Below are 17,233 nucleotides of genomic sequence, written 5' to 3' on the forward strand. Positions count from 1 at the left end.
CACGCATGCCCGCCAAGACCGCCACTGCCTGTACCGCCCCGCACCACCACGTCCACGACGCATCGGATTTCGTGGCGGTGGTCGAGCGTGTCTCGCGCGAACGCGGGCTGCGCCTGACCCCGATCCGCGCCAACGTGCTGAAGCTGATCGCCGAGGCCGGCAAGCCGGTCAAGGCCTACGAGCTGCTGGAATGGGTGCGCAACGGCAAGGGCGTGGGCGCCGATGCCCCGCCCACCGTGTACCGCGCGCTGGACTTCCTGATGGCCAATGGCTTCGTGCACAAGCTGGAATCGGTCAATGCCTTCGTGGCCTGCCATCACCCCAGCAGTGCCGCGCATTCGGTGCCGTTCCTGATCTGCAACAGCTGCCACAGCGCGGTGGAGCTGGAAGACCGCGAGATCGTCACCCAGCTGGAGAAGCGCGCCAAGGAGCTGGGCTTCCAGCCGCAGGCACAGACGCTGGAAGTGCATGGCCTCTGCGCGCGCTGCGCCGGCTAACGCAACGGTAGTGCCGGCCGCTGGCCGGCATTTTGGAAACGGGGTCAGATCCCTTTGCCAGTGGCAAAGGGATCTGACCCCGTTTCATATCGGTGCGGCAGGGCCTGCGTCCTAGTCCATCGGCTTGGACCGGGTATCCACCCGCACGATCACCGACATGCCGGGCCGCAGCTGCTTTGCCAGCTTCTGATCCCTGTTGATCGATATCCGCACCGGCAGCCGCTGCACCACCTTGGTGAAGTTGCCGCTGGCATTGTCCGGGCGCAGCACGCTGAATTCCGACCCGGTCGCTGGGGCGATCTCCTGCACGCGGCCCCGCAGCACCTGGCCCTGGAACGCGTCCACCGAGAACGTCGCCGGTTGGCCGATCGCCATGCCCCAGGTCTGGCCTTCCTTGTAGTTGGCCACCACCCACAGCGTGTCAGGTACCAGGAACAGCAGCTGCGAACCGGCAGCGACGTACTGGCCCACGCGTACGCTGGCTTCGCTGATCTGGCCGTCGCGTGGTGCGTGGATCACCGTGTTGGCCAGGTCGATGCGGGCCAGTTCCAGCTGCGCCTGCGCGCTTTCCACCTGCGCTTCCAGGCTCTTGCGCGCGACCTGGGTCGACACCAGCGTTTCCTCGGCGATGCGGATCTGCGCCTGCGACTGTTGCACGCTGGCCTGTGCCGACGCCTGGGTGGTGCGGAACTTGTCGCGGTCGTTGATGGACACCAGCTGCTGCGCCGCCAGTTCCTCGTAGCGTTTCAATTCATTGCGCGAACGCTGCAGTTCGGCCTGGCCGGCCGACAGCGTGGCGCGGGCGGAGGCAATCTGTGCGCGGTTCTGCGCCTGTGACTGGTCCGAGTTGGCCAGCGCCGCGCGCGCGCTGTCCAGCGTCGCCTGCGCCTGGGCCACGCGCTGCGCATAGATGCGGTCATCGATGCGCAGCAGCGGCTCGCCCTGCTTCACATGCTGGAAATCCTTCACCAGCACTTCGGTCACATAGCCGTTGACCTGCGGCGCCATCACCGTGATCTGGCCGCGTACATAGGCGTTGTCGGTCACCATCACGCTGCTGGTGAACGGCCACAGGTGCCAGGCGCGCAGGATCAGCGCAATGCCCAGCAAGGCCACTACCACCATCACCACCACGCTGCGGGCGCTGGGCTTGAGGTACTTCGGCGCGACCGCAGGTTCTACCGGCGTGGCCGCGGGCGCCGCGTCGGTCGGCGGCGGTGGGGTGACGTTGTCGGTGTCGTCGGGGCGGGGCGGGACGGGAGGCATGGGAGGACTCAACGGGACGCGGCCGGCGTGGACGCGGTGGAAAGGGCGGGGTGGCGCTTGCGCCATTGCTTGAGCACGGCGGTGCGCAGCGACAGCAGCAGCAACCAGCACAGGAAGCCGATCGCCAGCCAGCCGCTCAGCGTGAACACGTCATTGAAGCCACGTACGTTGGCTTCGCGGCGCGTGGTCTGCGCCAGCTGCGCGCTGCCCTGCGCACTGCGCAGCACCGGGTCGGTGATCTGCGCAGCGTACAGCTGCTGCTGGATGCGCAGCCGTTGCGCGACCACCGGATCGGCCGGATCGAGCTGGCTGGTCAGCGCGCTGGAATACAGCTGCTCGCGATGCAGCTGGAAGGTCCCCAGCACCGCCGAACCTGCCAGGCCACCCAGGGTCTGCGTGATCGACAGCGTCACCAGGAAGGTGATCATGTGGTCGACGCCCTGTTTCAACGCGGCGGAGATGCCGAGCATGATCAGCGGGCCCATGAACATGCCGGCACCGACCGAGGCCAGGAACTGGCTGGCGTAGAAGTCGTGCGGCCGGTCCAGGCTGGTGCGGTGCTGGTCGAAGAACGCGGCGGCGCCCAGCAGCAGGATCGCCATCAGCAGCTGCGCGATCAGCCGCTTCGGTCCGAAGGTGAGCGAGGCGCCGGCGATGCCGACGATCACCCCGGCCAGGATCACTACGAACAACGGCCGCATCTGGTCAGGCCCCATGCCCAGCGTGCGCATCAGGTTGACCACGCCGTAGGACTGCTCGGTGGTCAGGAAGCGGATCAGGAACGCGCCGACGATGAAGTGCAGCACCGGCAGCTTCGACAGCCAGCGGATCTGCAGCAGCGGATTGCGCCGGTAGTGTTCGATGATGAAGGCGGTGGTGGACAGCACGATCGAGGCGACCAGCGCCCAGCCCAGCCATGGGGTGTTGAGCCACCAGCGCGTGTAGCCCTGCGCCAGTACGATCACCAGCAGCGCGACCGCCGGCGCGAGCAGGGCGAAAGTGAGGAAGTCCAATGGCTCGAACGCCTTTACCTGGATGCCCGGCGGCAGCTTCAGCACCACCACTGCCGCGAACGCGCACAGGGCCAGGCCGGCTTCGAAGGAGTACAGCTGGTGCCATTGGCCGGTATCGACCAGGCCTGGTGAAACGATCCAGGCGATCGGCACCGCCAGCTGCGACAGGCCGACACCGACCACCAGCAGATTGCCGGTGAATCGGCGCGGCAGCGCCTGCAGCATGTACAGCGTGCCCAGCGTCGAACAGGCCGCACCCGCGAAGCCGCTGGCGGCTCGGGTCAGCATCGTGGTCTCGAAGCTGCCGACGAACAGGTGCAGCACCGCCAGCGCCGCATACAGGCCCAGGCCGATCTCGGCGAACAGGCGGATGCCGTACTGCTGGCGGAACTTGAAGGCCAGCAGATTGGCGGTGACATTCACCATCGCATACGCGGCCACCAGCCAGCTGCCCTGGGTCGGAGTGAGCGCCAGCTGGCCCTGCAGGAACGGCAGGTTGGCGGTGACCAGCGCATTGCCGAGGCCGCCGGTGATCGCCACCAGCAACGATACCAGCGCATAGGCCGCGCGCCGGTACGGCGGGTGCCAGGGCATCGACGCCGAGCCGGGCATGGTCGGCTTCTCATGCTCCTCCCAATCCGGAACCGGCTTCAGATACGGCTGGACCATCAACGGGCCTCGCTGGCAGCTCCCTGGAGACCCCCACGCAGCAGCTGCAGGGCACGCCCGGCCAACTGGGCGCGCTCGTCGCGGGTCTTGCCGCGCAGGGCCGCACCCAGCATGCCCGAGATCAGTGAAATATCCGTCTTTTCCAGGTCGTCACGGCACAGCCCGGCGGCCTTGGCGCGCGCGATCGGTTCCTCCAGCAGGTCGCGCACGGTCTCGCGCGCGGCGCGCATGGACGGCACGTCCGAATCAACCGCACGCCAGTAATCGGCCAGTGCCGGCGAATCGATGATGCGCTGGGCCATGCCCTCGAACACCTCGAACAGGGCGTCATCGCGGTCACCGAGCTGTTCGACCTGGCGCCGGATGCGGTCGACCGTGCGCTGCAGCAGCGCCTGGATCAGCGCGGTGCGGTCGGGGAAGTTGCGGTACAGGGTGGCGCGGCCCACCTGGGCGCGTTCGACCACCAGATCCAGCGGGGCGGTGACGCCATGTTGGCCGAAGACATGATCGGCGGCGTCGAGGATGAGGGCACGGCGGGCAGCAGCATCGGCACGTTGAGCGGTCATGGAATCATTTTCGGACAAAAATGTCCGATTGGCGAGACTTTGAGTGACGGGATTGTCCGGTTGTTGTCGTACGCACACCTTTGTGACGGATGTGTGATGGCGTGGGACGGAATGAAAACGGGGGCCCGAAGGCCCCCGTGGAATGGGGTGGGGCCAGAGCCCTTTCCTTCGGAAAGGGATCCGACCCCGCCGTGCGCGATCAGAAGAACGCGCGGATCCCGAATGCGACACCACGGCCTGGCAGCGGCGAGTAGTCGCGCAGCAGCGAGGTATGCGGGCGCACTTCGCGGTTGGTCAGGTTGCTGCCATCCAGGAACACCTCGTAGCTGTTGCCCGCGTTGCGATCCCAGCGGTAGGCCAGGTGCGCGTCGACCAGGGTGTAGCCGTCGCTCGGGGCTTCGTTCTGGGCAACGTCCTTCTGGCGGCTGTAACGCACCGCACCGACCGAGGCGCGCCAGCCGTCCTTCGACCAGCGCAGGTCGGCACCCACGCGGGCCGGGGCGATACGCGGCAGGTAGCCGGTGTTGGCCAGCTCCACGTTGTAATTGTGGTTGTGGTCGCCGTGCGGCACGGCGATGTCGAGGTTGCGGCTGCCGCTGCCATCCAGCTTGGCCTTCACATAGTCGCCGAACAGGCGCAGGTCCCAGTCACCGGCGCCGCCCTCGAACAGGTGCACCAGCGCTTCGGCCTCGGCGCCGCGGAACACCGCGTCCTGCTGGGTCCAGGCGCGCACCGGCAGCCCCTCGGTAACGCCGGTGTCGGCCAGGTAGATGAAGTCCTTGAACTTCGTCTGGTAGACCGAGGCGGAGAAGTCCAGGCGTTCGCTGTGGGTATGGATGCCCAGTTCGACGCGCTGGCCGCGCTCGGTCTTCAGGTTGGCGTCGCCGATCTCCAGCGAGCGGGTGGCGATGTGCGCGCCGGCGGCGTACAGCTCTTCGTTGGTGGGTGCACGCTCTGAGCTGTCCACGCCGATGCGCAGGTCAACGGCATCGTTGAGCTTCCAGATACCGGCGGCAGACAGGTTGGTGGCACCGAACGTGCGGCGGCGGTAGTCACCGGTCGGGTCCAGCTTGACCTGGTCGTGGCGGCCACCCAGTTCCAGCTTGAACGGGCCGAACTGCTTTTCCTGCAGCACGAACAGGCCGATGTTCCTGGTGCCGGTATCCGGTACGAACGCTTCTTCGCCCTTGGCGCCGAAATCGCTGTTGCCGAACTGCAGGCCGAACGCGCCGTCCCAGCCGCCGATCTGCTGCTGCACGGCTTCCAGGCGCGCTTCGATACCACGGTTGGTGAAGCGCGTCGACGGCGTGCCGGCCTCCAGCTCCACGTGCTCGTAGTCGGTGTAAGCCACGCGTGCGTTGATGTTCTTCAGGAACGAGACCGGGTTGTAGATGCCGGCCTTGGTCTCGAAGCGGTTCTGCACCATGTCGATGCGCACGTCATGCTCGTCGCCGCCTTCCTCTTCATCGCCGTGGTCGTGACCGTGGTCATGGCCATGGTCATCACCATCGGCATGCACGTGCGCGCCGTTGGGAATGCCGTAGTTGGTGCGATAGGTGCTGGCCGACACACCGAAGTAACCACCGTCGCCCAGCCACGTTGCGCCGACGCCGCCGGCGCGGGTGCGGATCGAACTGTTGTCCAGGCGGCCGCGGCGCGGTTCTTCGCCCTCGGCTGCGTCGTGATCATGGTCGTGATCGTGGTCATGGTGGTCTTCAAGGCTGTCGATCACCGCGTAGCCGGGAATGCGGTAGTCGTCGCCATTGCGCACCAGGCCATCCACGTGCAGCACGACGTTGCCGCTGACACCATCGAGGCGGAACATGCCGCTGCGCTCATTGTTCACCGAGTTGCCGCGCAGCTCGGCGCGGCCGCTGAGCGGGCGCTCCGGCAGTTCGCGCGCGATGCGGCCATCCACCACATTGACCGCACCACCGATGGCGCCGCTGCCGAACAGCAGCGTGGCCGGACCCTTCAGCACTTCGATCTGGTCGGCCAGGAACGGCTCGATGCTGGTGGCATGGTCGGCGCTGACCGTGGAGGCGTCCATGTTGCCCATGCCATTGGACAGCACGGCAACGCGCGGGCCTTCCTGGCCGCGGATGATCGGGCGGCCGACGCCGGGGCCGAAGAAGGTGCTCTGTACGCCGGGCAGCTTGGCCACGGTATCGCCCAGGGTGCCGGCCTTCTGCTCGTCCAGGCGCTCACCGGCCAGCACGTCCACCGGGCGCGCCAGGGATTCGGCATCGCCCTGCAGCGGCGACGCGGTGACCTGTACCGAGGAGAGTTCGGTCAGGTGGCGGTCACGGTGGGAGGTGTCCTGGCCGGCTGCAAAGGCGACGGACGGCGACAGGGCGGCGAGGGCCAGGGCCAGGGAATGCGGCTTGAGCCGAGGGGTGTGGGCGGGCATGGGCAGGTCCTTTGTTACAATGTATCAATCGCAGGGCGCACGAATCCCGTCGAGGGGACAGGGGGAGGGGAAACCGTGCGGTTCGGAGAGGGATGTTATATTATTCCATAACGATTCGCCGACCCTGCTGGAAGTCATGTCCCTGTCCTCACGCCTGCGCCACCTGCTCGACCGTTTCGGTGCCACTGGTTCGATGCTGTGCGCAGTGCATTGCGCGGTGATCCCCGTGCTGCTGGCGGCGGCGCCGTCGCTGGGCCTGTCGTTCTGGCTGAGCGATGGCGTGGAACAGGCGCTGGTGGTGTTCGTGACCCTGCTCGGGCTGTTCAGCCTGGTCTGGGGCTATCGCCGCCACGGTGCGCTGCGTGCGCTCGGCTTCCTGATCCCCGGCCTGGTCGCGCTGTGGGCCGGCGTGCTGTACGACCCGCTGCACCACAATGCGGTGCCGCATGCGGTGGTGATGACCATCGGCGGCCTGCTGGTGGGCGTTGCCCACCTGGTCAACCTGCGCCTCAACCACGGCCACGTGCACGACGCAAGCTGCGCGCACTAGGCACGCCGTGATAGGATTTCCGATCGTGCGCGGGGGCGCCCAGCAAGGCGGCCCCGCCGAACCCGTGTCAGTACGGGGTAACCAGATTTCACACTTGAGGAGTTGAAGACATGGGTAAGGGTGACCGCAAGACCGCCAAGGGCAAGCGCTACAACGCCAGCTACGGCAACGCCCGTTCGCACACCGCGAGCAAGGTCGCCGTAGGCGCCGCCGCCCCGGTTGCCAAGAAGACCGTGGCCAAGGCTCCGGCGAAGAAGGCCGTGGCGAAGAAGGCCGTCGCCAAGGCCTGATCAGGCCGACCGACCGGTCCAAGGAAAACGCGGCGCCTGGCGCCGCGTTTTTTTATGCACGTTCCTGCAGGGCCGAGCCCATGTGCGGCTGGCGTAATGCAGCCGAGCATGGGCTCGCTCTACAGGGAATTCAGCGCAGGGTCTGCTTCAGCGTTTCCGGATTGCCATCGTTCGGCGCGGCCGGCACCTGCAGCAGGTGGGCCAGCAGCGGGTAGACGTCGACATTGTCGAAGCCGTCGATCACCAGGCCCTGGCGGAACGAGGGGCCGCTGGCCACGAACACTGCGCGCATGGAGGGCAGGGCGTTGTCGTAGCCGTGCGAGCCACGGTCCTGCTTCGCGCGCTTGGCGATCTTCTCGCGGTGCAGCGCATCCCAGCCTTCATCCATCGCACAGACGATGGCCGGAACCCGCGGATGCGTGCCGTAGTGCCAGCGCGCCGGCAGGTTCTCCTTCTTCCAGCACTCGTAGTGCGCATGGCGGCCGAGCAGGGCGCGTTCGGCCTCAGCCTCACGACCGGCCACTGGCGCGAAGCCCACCGACTGGCCCTGGCTGACGTTGCGCGCGATGGACGGGTCGGCCATCGATTCGGTGGCGATCACGTGGCCGTCGGCGACGCTGGCCATGCCGTGGTCGGACACCACGATCACATTGGTGGTGGCGGCCAGGCCGCGCTGCTGCAGGCCGTCGAGCACCTGCCCGACGATCAGGTCGGCGCGTGCGATGGCGTCGGCGTACTGCTTCGACCCGGGGCCGTAGTTGTGCCCGGCCTTGTCCACGTGCTCCATGTACAGCGTGGTCAGTCGCGGGGCATCGGCGTCGGTCTGTGCCAGCCAGTCGAGCACGATACCGGCACGCTGCTCCAGCGGTTCCTTGCCGTCGTAGATCCGCCACTGGCTGGGGCGCACACCACGGATTTCCGATTCACTGCCCGGCCACGACGTCGTGGCGGTGCGCACGCCGGCGTTCTCGGCGCCGACCCAGATCGGCTCACCGCCCCACCAGGCACTGGTGGTGACGGCCTCGCGGTTGCTCAGCTCGAAACGGCCCAGCGCTTCATCGTCCATGCTGTTGTTGACGATGCCATGGTGGTCCGGGCGCAGGCCGGTGACGATGGTGTAGTGGTTGGGAAACGTCAGGGAAGGATAGGACGGTGTCATCCAGCGGGCGCGCACGCCGCCGTCGATCATCCGCTGCAGGTTCGGGGTCAGCCCGCGGTCCAGCGCATCGGCGCGCAGGCCGTCGATGGAGATCAGCAGCAGCTTCGGCGGTGCGGCCGATGCGACGGACGTGGGAACGGAGGCGGTAGGGGCAGGCGCAGTGGTGCAGGCAGCCAATGGCAGCAGCAGCGCCAGCGAACAGGTCAGGCGTACGGAAGTCATCCGTGCATGATAAGCCGGTGCAATTACCGGCCCAAGACACGGCGCGCCAGGATCGCCCGGGGTCAGATCCCTTTTCCACGGGAAAAGGGATCTGACCCCGATGTTCAGGCGAACAGCGGGGCCTGGCGTTGTTCCAGCCGCAGCAGCGCCGCCTTGGTTTCCAGGCCGCCACCGAAGCCGGTCAGCGCGCCGTTGCTGCCGATCACGCGGTGGCAGGGCAGGATGATCGGCAACGGGTTGCGCCCGTTGGCCGCGCCCACCGCGCGGGTCGCGCTGGGCTGTCCCAGGTGTTGCGCCAGTTGCAGGTAGCTCCAGGTCTGGCCGAACGGAATCAGCGCCAGCGCCTGCCACACGCGCAGCTGGAACGGCGTACCACGCGGCGCCAGCACAAGGTCGAAGCTGTTGCGCTCGCCGTGCAGGAACTGCAGCAGCTGCTCGCGTGCTTCCGGCAAGGCATCCGGTGCGTAAAGCCAGTCATCACGCCCGCGCGCGGGGTGGCGGTTCTCCGGGAACAGCACGTGTGACAGGCCACGCTCGTCGCCGGCGATGGTCAACACGCCGATCGGGCTGTCGAAACGATCGAACAACAGTGTCATGTCGGTTCTCCAACGAATGTGCCGGACAGGTGCCACAGGTGCAGCACGGCGTAGGCGCGCCAGGGACGCCACGGTTGCGAGCGCGCTTCGGTTGCGCGTTCGCTCAGGCGCTGGCCCTGCGCGTGGCCGAGGACCTGCTGCAGTACAAGATCGCCGGCCGGGAAGGCATCGGGCTGGCCGAGGCCACGCAAAGCGATGTACTGCGCGGTCCATGGGCCGATGCCGGGCAGTGCCACGCAGCGGGCAACAAACTCTTCCAGCGCCTGGCCGGGCCCGAAGTCGAGCTGGCCGCTGGCGCAGGCGGTGGCCAGTGCACGCACGGTCGCGGCGCGGCTGCGCGGCAGGCCGATTGATTCCAGAGGCGCCTCGGCCAATACCTCGGGTGCCGGGAACTGGCGATCAAAGTCGGACGACATGCCCGGCAGGTGCGCGCCATAGGCATCGACCAGCCGCCGCGCGAAGGTGGTGGCGGCGGCAACAGTAACCTGCTGGCCGAGCACGGCGCGCACGCCCACTTCGAAGCCATCCCAGCCGCCGGGCACGCGCAGCCCCGGGCGCTCGGCGATGCCGCGCGCCAGCAAGGGTTCCTCACCCAATGCGGCGTGCACCTGCTGCAGGTCGGCATCCAGATCAAACACGCGACGCACGCGGCGCACGATGTCCGGGATCAGGCGCGGATCCACCGCACCCAGCTGCAGGCGCAGCTCCGGGCGCTTCGGGTCGGCAGTGACGCGCAGCAGGGTGGGGCGCTCCGGCGTGCCCAGCACGCGCTGGTAGCTGTCCTCGCCAATCAGTTCGATGCCGGGCAGGCTGCGCTTGCGCAGGAACGCCAGCATGCGCGGGAAGTCCAGCGGTGGACGGTAGCCCAGGCGCAGCACCAGGCCGCCATCGTCGGCGGCCAGCGGTTGATGCTGGCGGCGCAGTGCGGTGGGGGCCATGCCGCAGCCCTGCAGGAATGCGGTATTGAAGCGGCGCAGGCTGTTGTATCCGGCGGCCAGTGCGACGTCGGTCACCGCCAGCGTGGTCTCGGTCAGCAGTTGCTTGGCCAGCAGCAGGCGATGGGTGGCGTGGATCTGCCCGGGCGTCGCGCCCAGGCGTTCGACGAACAGGCGCTGCAGCTGGCGCGCGCTGAGGCCGAGCTTCGTAGCAAGATCGGCCACCGGCTGCTCCTGCAGGAAGCCGCCGTGGATCAGGGCCAGGGCGCGCCGTACGGTCTGCCCGGCCAGTGCCTGCTGGGCCTGTGGTGCCAGCTCCGGGCGGCAGCGCAGGCACGGGCGATAGCCGGCGGCGGCGGCGGCAGCGGCGGTCGGGTAGTAGGTGATGTTGCGCGGCTTCGGGGGCGGTGCGGGGCAGACCGGGCGGCAATAGATGCCGGTGCTGCGCACGGCGGTGAAGAACACGCCGTCGAAACGTGCGTCGCGGGCCAGGCGGGCGCGGTCGCAGGCGGCGGTGTCGAGGGCGAGGGCGGTGTCCATGGCGGCAGTCTAGGCGGGTGCGGGCGGGGATACTCGCCACATTCGGACATGGATGCTGAAGGGGGTCACGCCGGGCTGCGCCCGGACCCGCGGTAGTGCCGGCCGCTGGCCGGCAACAGCAACAGCAGAAGCGGGATTCCTGTGGGATGGCGTGGTGGGTCCGGTGGCAGGGGACGCCGTGAACCCCCAGACCGGCCCAGCCGCTGGCGGCTGTGCGTTCGGGCGCTTGCGAAGCAGTGCTTCGCAAGCAAAGCGCCCTCACCCCTGGGGACTTGGTCGCGGCATCCATGCCGCTCGCACCCCTGCCACCGGACCCGCCACGCCTTCGACAGGTTCCTGAGGCCGTTGGTAGGTGTCTACCTTGGTCGACACGCTTTCCCAAGGGTCAGAAGGGGTTCAGTGCCACGCGCTGAATGCGCGGCCTGGACGGGTAGACTGTGGCTCTTGGTCCCATGAATCCCGGTTGCCCGATGTCCGCCAAATTCCGCTGGTTGCCCCTGTTGTGCCTGGCCCTGGCGGGCTGCAGTCAGCTGGAGAATCCGGGCAACGTGACCGCTGCCGACAAGGCAGCGCGGGCGCCGGCCAGTGATGGCGAGAACATGGTTTCGATCAATGCCGCCGACGCGCCACCGGCACCGGCACCACCGCGCAGCCAGGCGGGTCGGCCGTGGCCGCAGGCGCAGTTGGAAAATGGGCGTGCGTGGGTCAGTTGCAGCACGGAATATGCGGGCGATGCCGGCGACGGTACCGAACTGGAAGGGCTGCGGCGCGAGCAGATCACCCAGGCCCTGGCGTCGTGCGCCGAACGTGGCCTGATGCGCGTGCGTTACGCCGGCAAGATCAATCCGGGCTTTGCCGAGATGATGTGGCGGTTGGCGGTGGTCGCTGACGAACTGAAGATCCACAAGCGCATCCTCGACCTGGACTCCAGTGGTGGCCAGGTGGAGTCGGCGATCGTGGCCGGTGACAGCATCGGTGAATCGGGCTGGACGATCTGGGTGCGCGAAGGCTCCATCTGCCACAGTGCCTGCGTGTTCGTGCTGGCCGCCGGTGACAACCGCCTGCTGTCGGGCAAGGTCGGCATCCACCGCATGATGCGGATCAGCTCCAAGGCCACCTCGCGCGCCGAGCTCAACCGCGAGCTGCACGAAGTCTACGACAACGTGAAGGATTACCTGCAGCGCAATGGCGTGGCGGTGGGCGTGGCCGATCTGATGATGACCGTGCCCAATCGCAGCCTGCGCCTGCTGACGCCGGATGAGCTGCGCCAGTACGGCCTGGATGGCACCAACGCGGTGCAGGACGATCTGGAACGGATCAAGCAGATGCGCGCCTGCGGCGATGACTTCGTGCAGCGCAAGGACGCGTTCCTGATCGCCTTCGACCAGCAGTGCAAGCGCGACGGCGCCGACATGGAATCGATCAACAGCTGCGGCCAGGCCCTGAAGCAGCGCTTCGGTTTCCCGGATGCGGTATGCCCGGACGAAAGCCCGCTGTCGGAGATCGATGTGGCGACGCTGCCACCGGCACCGTCGGAGCCGCCGCCGGTGGCCGAGCAGCCGCCAGCGAACACCGCCGCGCCCGCCGCGCAAGCTGATGCGGCAGCGGTGGAGGGCAACGCTCCGGCACGCTGACGGCGTAGTCACCGCGCTGGCGTAGACTGCGGTTCTCTCCAGAAAACCGGCGGTGTCCATGAAGCGCGTGCTCCTGCTGCTGTCCCTGCTGCCCCTGACCGTGTTGGCGCAGGCCCCTGCGCCGGCCACGCCTGCGCCGGCCCCGGCACGCCCGGCACCAGCCTCGCCGGCAGCTGCGAAGCCCGCTACCGCCGGTTCCCCTGCGTTGACCGCTGCTCAACAGGCGCAGGTGCAGAAACAGGACGCGGAAATGGGCGCCGCCGCAGTGAAGGCAGCGCAGCTGGTCGACGCCAACCGCGCCGGCGAATTGTGGGATGGCGCTTCGGCCGTCGCGCGTCGTGCGGTGCCGAAGGCCGCTTTCGTCAGCCAGTTGGCCGCCGAGCGTACGCGCCTGGGTGCGCTGGCCGGGCGTGGCCAGCCGACCATCACCCGCGTCAAGTACAGCGCCGGTGCAGCAGTGCCGGAAGGGCTGTACATCAACGTCAGCTTCCCGACCCGTTTCGCCAACAGCGCACAGCCGGTGCGCGAGCTGGTCTCGTTCCGTTTCGACGAGGACCAGGTGTGGCGCCTGGCCGGTTACAGCCTGCGCGCGTCGGCACCCTGAGGAGGTGAATGATGGCAACTGAACTGACGATGCTGGCCTGGTCGGTACTGCTGGGCTTCGTGTACATCTTCGCCACCTCCACGGTGGTCACCCGCGAGCGCGGGATGAAGTGGAATGCTTCGGCACGCGATGGCGATGCAAAGCCGCTCAGCCCGCTGGCCGGTCGCCTGCAGCGTGCGCAGGCCAACTTCCTGGAGACCTTCCCGTTCTTCGCCGCCGCCGCCATCGCAGTGGTCGTGGCCGGGCGCGGCAACGACACCACGGCGCTGGCCGCGCAGGCCTACTTCTGGGCGCGCGTGGTCTATCTGCCGCTGTATGCCGCGGGCGTGCCCTACGTGCGCAGCCTGGTGTGGCTGGTGTCGCTGTTGTCGATCCTGGCGCTGGTGTTCGCACTTCTGTAAGTCGGCCTGATCCAGATCAAGGCCGCTCAGGCGCGCGGCGCTATGCTGGCGCGGACTGGATCAACGGCAGGAGGCGCGCATGCGCAGGTTGGACGTGGTGGTGGTCGGCGCCGGACCGGCGGGCTTGTGTTTCGCGCGTGCGCTGGCGGGCAATGGCCTGCAGGTCGGGCTGGTCGAAGTGCAGCCGCGCCAGGCGCTGGCCGAGGCCGCCTTTGATGGCCGTGAGATCGCGTTGACCCATGCCTCGCGGCAGAGCATGGAGCAGCTGGGGCTGTGGCAGCGCCTGCCGCACGCTGAAATTGCTGATCTGCGCGATGCCAGGGTGATGAACGGCGGCTCGCCGTTCGCGCTGACCTTCGCCAGCAGCCAGGTCGACGGCCAGCCGCTGGGCTGGCTGGTACCCAACCATCTGATCCGTCGCGCCGCGTGGGATGCCGTGCAGGGCCAGGACGGCCTGGAGCTGTTCGACGGGCGCAAGGTGCTGGGCGTGCAGGCCGATGCGCAGGGCCACGTGGTCAAACTCGATGACGGCAGCCAACTGCATGCGCGGCTGCTGGTGGCCGCTGACAGCCGCTTCTCCGCCACCCGCCGCATGCTCGGCATCGGTGCGCAGATGCGCGACTTCGGCAAGTCGATGCTGGTGTGCCGCATGCAGGTCGAGCGCGACCATCACCACACCGCCTGGGAGTGGTTCGGCTACGGCCGCACGATGGCGCTGCTGCCGCTCAACGAGGGCCAGGCGTCGGCGGTGATCACGCTGCCGCCGCGGCAGATCGAGGCGCTGCTGGCGATGGACGAGGTAGCCTTCGGTGAGGCCATCAGTGCCTGCTTCGAACACCGCCTGGGCCGGATGCAGCCGGTGGCCACGCCGCAGGCGTATCCGCTGGTGGGTGTGTACGCGGATCGCTTCGTCGGCGAGCGTTCTGCGCTGATCGGTGATGCCGCGGTGGGCATGCATCCGGTCACCGCGCATGGCTTCAACCTGGGCCTGGCCAGCGCACAGCGGTTGGCGCAGGGCATCGTCGCGCAGCAGCGCCGTGGTGCCGACATTGCCGCCGCCGGCATGCTGGCCAGCTACCAGCGTGGTCATCGGCTGGCGTCGCGGCCGCTGTACGAGGCCACCAATGCGATCGCCAGCCTGTACACCGACGACCGTCGCCCGGCGCGCCTGCTGCGTGCGGCCGGCCTGCGCCTGGCGCAGGGCGTGGCACCGTTCAGGCAGCTGATTGCCTCGCACCTGACCCAGCGCGTGGCCTGAACAGCTTCAGATCAGCCTGCAGCCAGCACCCGGATCTGGCTGTCGGCGAATTCGACCACCTGGCCTGCGCGGATCTTGCAGGCCTTGCGCAGTTCCACTTCGCCGTCGACCCGTACCTGGCCCTCGCTGATGACCATCTTGGCCTCGCCGCCACTGGTGACCAGATCGGCCAGCTTGAGCAGCTGCTTGAGTTCGACGTAGTCACCGTCGAGGTCGAATTCGAGAATCTGCATGGAGCGGGGTTCCTGGGAAGAGGGCGCAGGCCAGCGGCCGGGCCGGGAAGAGGGCGCGTATTGTGCGCCAGCACGGGCCCGACGGCATCTGTGAGGAAAGCTGTATGCCTCGTTCAGCATCAATGCGGTATCATTCCGCTCTGAGCGAGTGAAATCTCCTCCGACCGAGCAGCGCCAGGGCACGCGATAAGAAGGGCGCCCAAAGCGCGGACCATCACCTTTTTTATCGCACTGCCAGGAAGACGGCAGTGCCTTCGGAGTTCCCCATGTCCCAAGATTCCCAAGCGCCGCTGCAGTTTGCGCAGCTCGGCCTGTCCGAGCCCGTGATGCAGGCCGTCACCGCCATCGGCTACGAAACCCCGTCGCCGATCCAGGCCGCCACCATCCCGGCGATGCTGGAAGGCCGCGACGTGCTGGGCCAGGCCCAGACCGGTACCGGCAAGACCGCTGCCTTTGCACTGCCGGTACTGTCCAACATCGACCTGCAGCAGATCAAGCCCCAGGCCCTGATCCTGGCGCCGACCCGCGAACTGGCCATCCAGGTTGCCGAGGCGTTCCAGTCCTATTCGTCGAAGATCCCCGGCTTCCGCGTGCTGCCGGTGTACGGCGGCCAGCCCTACGGCCAGCAGCTGTCGGCCCTGCGCCGCGGCGTGCATATCGTGGTCGGTACCCCCGGCCGCGTGATCGATCACCTGGACCGCAGCACCCTGGACCTGTCCGAGCTGAAGACGCTGGTGCTGGACGAAGCCGATGAAATGCTGCGCATGGGCTTCATCGACGACGTCGAAGCGGTGCTGAAGAAGCTGCCGGAGCAGCGCCAGGTGGCCCTGTTCTCGGCCACCATGCCGCCGCAGATCCGCCGCATCGCGCAGACCTACCTGCAGGACCCGGTGGAAGTGACCATCGCGGCCAAGACCACTACGTCGGCCAACATCCGCCAGCGTTACTGGTGGGTGAGCGGCATGCACAAGCTGGACGCGCTGACCCGCATCCTGGAAGTCGAGCCGTTCGACGCGATGATCATCTTCGCGCGGACCAAGGCCGGCACCGAAGAACTGGCCAGCAAGCTGCAGGCGCGTGGCCTGGCCGCTGCCGCCATCAACGGTGACATGCAGCAGGCCCAGCGTGAGCGGACCATCGCCATGCTGAAGGAAGGCAAGCTGGACATCCTGGTCGCCACCGACGTGGCCGCGCGCGGCCTGGACGTGGAGCGCATCAGCCACGTGCTGAACTACGACATCCCGTACGACACCGAAAGCTACGTGCACCGCATCGGCCGTACCGGTCGTGCCGGCCGCAGCGGCGAGGCGATCCTGTTCGCCACCCCGCGCGAGAAGGGCATGCTGCGCCAGATCGAGCGCGCCACCCGCCAGCCGATCGAAGAGATGCAGCTGCCGAGCGTGGAAGCGGTCAACGACACCCGCATCAACAAGTTCACCTCGCGCATCAGCGAAACCCTCGGCGCCGGTGGCCTGGACTTCTACCGCCAGCTGCTGGAGCGCTTCGAGAACGAGCAGAACGTGCCGGCCATCGAGATCGCTGCCGCGCTGGCCAAGCTGCTGCAGGGCGATACCCCGTTCCTGCTGCAGCCGCCGGTGCGTGCCCCGCGCGAAGAGCGCGCACCGCGCGAGCGCTTCGACCGTGGTGACCGCCCGGAACGTGGTGATCGCTTCGACCGCAACGAACGGGGTCCGCGCTTCGAGCGTGGCCCGCGCCGTGACGACGCCGAAGGTGGTTTTGAACAGCGTCCGCGCCGTGAGGTTCCGCCGCGTGGTGCACCGGAGCAGGGCATGGAGACCTACCGTATTTCGGTCGGTCACCAGCATGGCGTGAAGCCGGCCAACATCGTCGGCGCCATTGCCAACGAAGCCGGCCTGGAAAGCCGCTTCATCGGCCGCATCGACATCCACGACGACTTCTCGCTGCTGGACCTGCCGGCACAGATGCCGCCGGACGTGCTGTCGCACCTGCAGAAGGTCTGGGTGTCCGGCCAGCAGCTGCAGATGCGTGCGCTGGCTCCGGGTGAAGACACCAACCCGGCCCCGCGCCCGTTCAAGCCGCGCTTCGACAAGCGTGGCCCGGGCGGTCCGGGTGGCCCGCGTCGTGGCGGCCCGGGCGGCCATGGCGGCGACCGCGGCGGTGACCGCGACAGTCGCCCGCCGCGTCGTGACGGCTTCAAGCCGCGCGGCCCGCGCAGCTTCTAAGCCGCACCCGCAGCCGTCCAGACCACCGCCAGCCCCCGGGCTGGCGGACAGAAAAAGGGGACGGAGGGGATTAAGTCGTATCTGGCTGGTCATGCGCCTGTGCCAAGAACGACTTAATCTCCTCCGTCCCCTTTTTCGCATGGCCCACACATTGCCGGTCCTAGGCTGAGCCGGTTCCTAAGGAGG

At 67.9% G+C, this 17,233-nt stretch carries 16 protein-coding genes; 8 read left to right on the plus strand and 8 right to left on the minus strand.

Annotated elements, in window-relative coordinates; genetic code table 11:
* The first annotated feature begins 5 nt into the window (after positions 1 to 5).
* Entirely contained in the window at positions 6 to 497 is a 492-nt protein-coding gene (locus tag ACT6SE_RS05635) for a Fur family transcriptional regulator (RefSeq protein ID WP_004150412.1), read from the plus strand.
* Between the two features lie 111 nt (positions 498 to 608).
* Here ACT6SE_RS05635 and ACT6SE_RS05640 read toward each other — a convergent pair whose 3' ends face one another.
* The 4 genes from ACT6SE_RS05640 to ACT6SE_RS05655 form a co-directional block, all read right to left on the minus strand.
* Positions 609 to 1,763: an HlyD family secretion protein gene (locus ACT6SE_RS05640; RefSeq protein WP_049420618.1), complete on the minus strand. Its 1,155-nt coding sequence runs from the start codon at positions 1,761 to 1,763 to the stop codon at positions 609 to 611.
* 8 nt (positions 1,764 to 1,771) lie between these two features.
* On the minus strand, positions 1,772 to 3,445 hold the full coding sequence (locus ACT6SE_RS05645) for an MFS transporter (protein WP_032956775.1): 1,674 nt from the start codon (positions 3,443 to 3,445) through the stop codon (positions 1,772 to 1,774).
* Positions 3,445 to 4,011 (minus strand): TetR/AcrR family transcriptional regulator, encoded by a 567-nt coding sequence (locus ACT6SE_RS05650; RefSeq protein ID WP_014646454.1) that lies wholly within the window; start codon positions 4,009 to 4,011, stop codon positions 3,445 to 3,447. Before ACT6SE_RS05650 ends, ACT6SE_RS05645 begins: the two co-directional genes overlap by 1 nt.
* A 199-nt stretch (positions 4,012 to 4,210) precedes the next feature.
* Positions 4,211 to 6,421 carry a TonB-dependent receptor gene (locus ACT6SE_RS05655; RefSeq protein WP_049420616.1) on the minus strand — a complete coding sequence of 737 codons (2,211 nt, stop codon included), beginning with the start codon at positions 6,419 to 6,421 and terminating at the stop codon, positions 4,211 to 4,213.
* Between the two features lie 136 nt (positions 6,422 to 6,557).
* On the opposite strand from ACT6SE_RS05655, the gene ACT6SE_RS05660 reads away from it, so the two are divergent.
* Together ACT6SE_RS05660 and ACT6SE_RS05665 are read left to right on the plus strand one after the other, a co-directional pair.
* Entirely contained in the window at positions 6,558 to 6,971 is a 414-nt protein-coding gene (locus tag ACT6SE_RS05660) for a MerC domain-containing protein (protein ID WP_008264835.1), read from the plus strand.
* 110 nt (positions 6,972 to 7,081) lie between these two features.
* A complete protein-coding gene (locus ACT6SE_RS05665; RefSeq protein WP_004150462.1) occupies positions 7,082 to 7,261 on the plus strand; it encodes a 30S ribosomal protein THX in 180 nt (59 codons plus the stop codon).
* A 130-nt stretch (positions 7,262 to 7,391) separates the two neighbouring features.
* Here ACT6SE_RS05665 and ACT6SE_RS05670 read toward each other — a convergent pair whose 3' ends face one another.
* The 3 genes from ACT6SE_RS05670 to ACT6SE_RS05680 all read right to left on the minus strand — a co-directional run bounded on the left by ACT6SE_RS05670 (position 7,392) and on the right by ACT6SE_RS05680 (position 10,713).
* Positions 7,392 to 8,642: an alkaline phosphatase family protein gene (locus tag ACT6SE_RS05670; RefSeq protein WP_046429675.1), complete on the minus strand. Its 1,251-nt coding sequence runs from the start codon at positions 8,640 to 8,642 to the stop codon at positions 7,392 to 7,394.
* Between the two features lie 104 nt (positions 8,643 to 8,746).
* Positions 8,747 to 9,238 (minus strand): methylated-DNA--[protein]-cysteine S-methyltransferase, encoded by a 492-nt coding sequence (locus tag ACT6SE_RS05675; protein WP_014646457.1) that lies wholly within the window; start codon positions 9,236 to 9,238, stop codon positions 8,747 to 8,749.
* Positions 9,235 to 10,713, minus strand: a complete 1,479-nt coding sequence (locus ACT6SE_RS05680; protein ID WP_046429677.1) for a DNA-3-methyladenine glycosylase 2 family protein — start codon at positions 10,711 to 10,713, stop codon at positions 9,235 to 9,237. The genes ACT6SE_RS05675 and ACT6SE_RS05680 overlap by 4 nt, the downstream gene beginning before the upstream one ends.
* Positions 10,714 to 11,183: 470 nt before the next feature.
* Between ACT6SE_RS05680 and ACT6SE_RS05685 the strand changes: the two genes are divergently transcribed.
* The 4 genes from ACT6SE_RS05685 to ubiM all read left to right on the plus strand — a co-directional run bounded on the left by ACT6SE_RS05685 (position 11,184) and on the right by ubiM (position 14,610).
* Positions 11,184 to 12,347, plus strand: coding sequence for a hypothetical protein (locus ACT6SE_RS05685; RefSeq protein ID WP_046429680.1), 1,164 nt, complete (start codon positions 11,184 to 11,186; stop codon positions 12,345 to 12,347).
* A 58-nt stretch (positions 12,348 to 12,405) separates the two neighbouring features.
* A complete protein-coding gene (locus tag ACT6SE_RS05690) occupies positions 12,406 to 12,951 on the plus strand; it encodes a DUF4019 domain-containing protein (protein ID WP_046429681.1) in 546 nt (181 codons plus the stop codon).
* Positions 12,952 to 12,962: 11 nt separating this feature from the next.
* Entirely contained in the window at positions 12,963 to 13,352 is a 390-nt protein-coding gene (locus ACT6SE_RS05695; RefSeq protein ID WP_046429692.1) for an MAPEG family protein, read from the plus strand.
* 79 nt (positions 13,353 to 13,431) lie between these two features.
* Positions 13,432 to 14,610: a 5-demethoxyubiquinol-8 5-hydroxylase UbiM gene (gene ubiM, locus ACT6SE_RS05700; RefSeq protein ID WP_014646462.1), complete on the plus strand. Its 1,179-nt coding sequence runs from the start codon at positions 13,432 to 13,434 to the stop codon at positions 14,608 to 14,610.
* A gap of 11 nt (positions 14,611 to 14,621) precedes the next feature.
* Here ubiM and ACT6SE_RS05705 read toward each other — a convergent pair whose 3' ends face one another.
* Entirely contained in the window at positions 14,622 to 14,843 is a 222-nt protein-coding gene (locus ACT6SE_RS05705; protein WP_014036469.1) for an RNA-binding S4 domain-containing protein, read from the minus strand.
* A gap of 266 nt (positions 14,844 to 15,109) precedes the next feature.
* On the opposite strand from ACT6SE_RS05705, the gene ACT6SE_RS05710 reads away from it, so the two are divergent.
* Positions 15,110 to 17,047: a DEAD/DEAH box helicase gene (locus ACT6SE_RS05710; protein WP_046429684.1), complete on the plus strand. Its 1,938-nt coding sequence runs from the start codon at positions 15,110 to 15,112 to the stop codon at positions 17,045 to 17,047.
* Positions 17,048 to 17,233: the final 186 nt, after the last annotated feature.

Source organism: Stenotrophomonas sp. LC732 (genome assembly GCF_052446685.1).
GTDB lineage: Bacteria > Pseudomonadota > Gammaproteobacteria > Xanthomonadales > Xanthomonadaceae > Stenotrophomonas > Stenotrophomonas muris.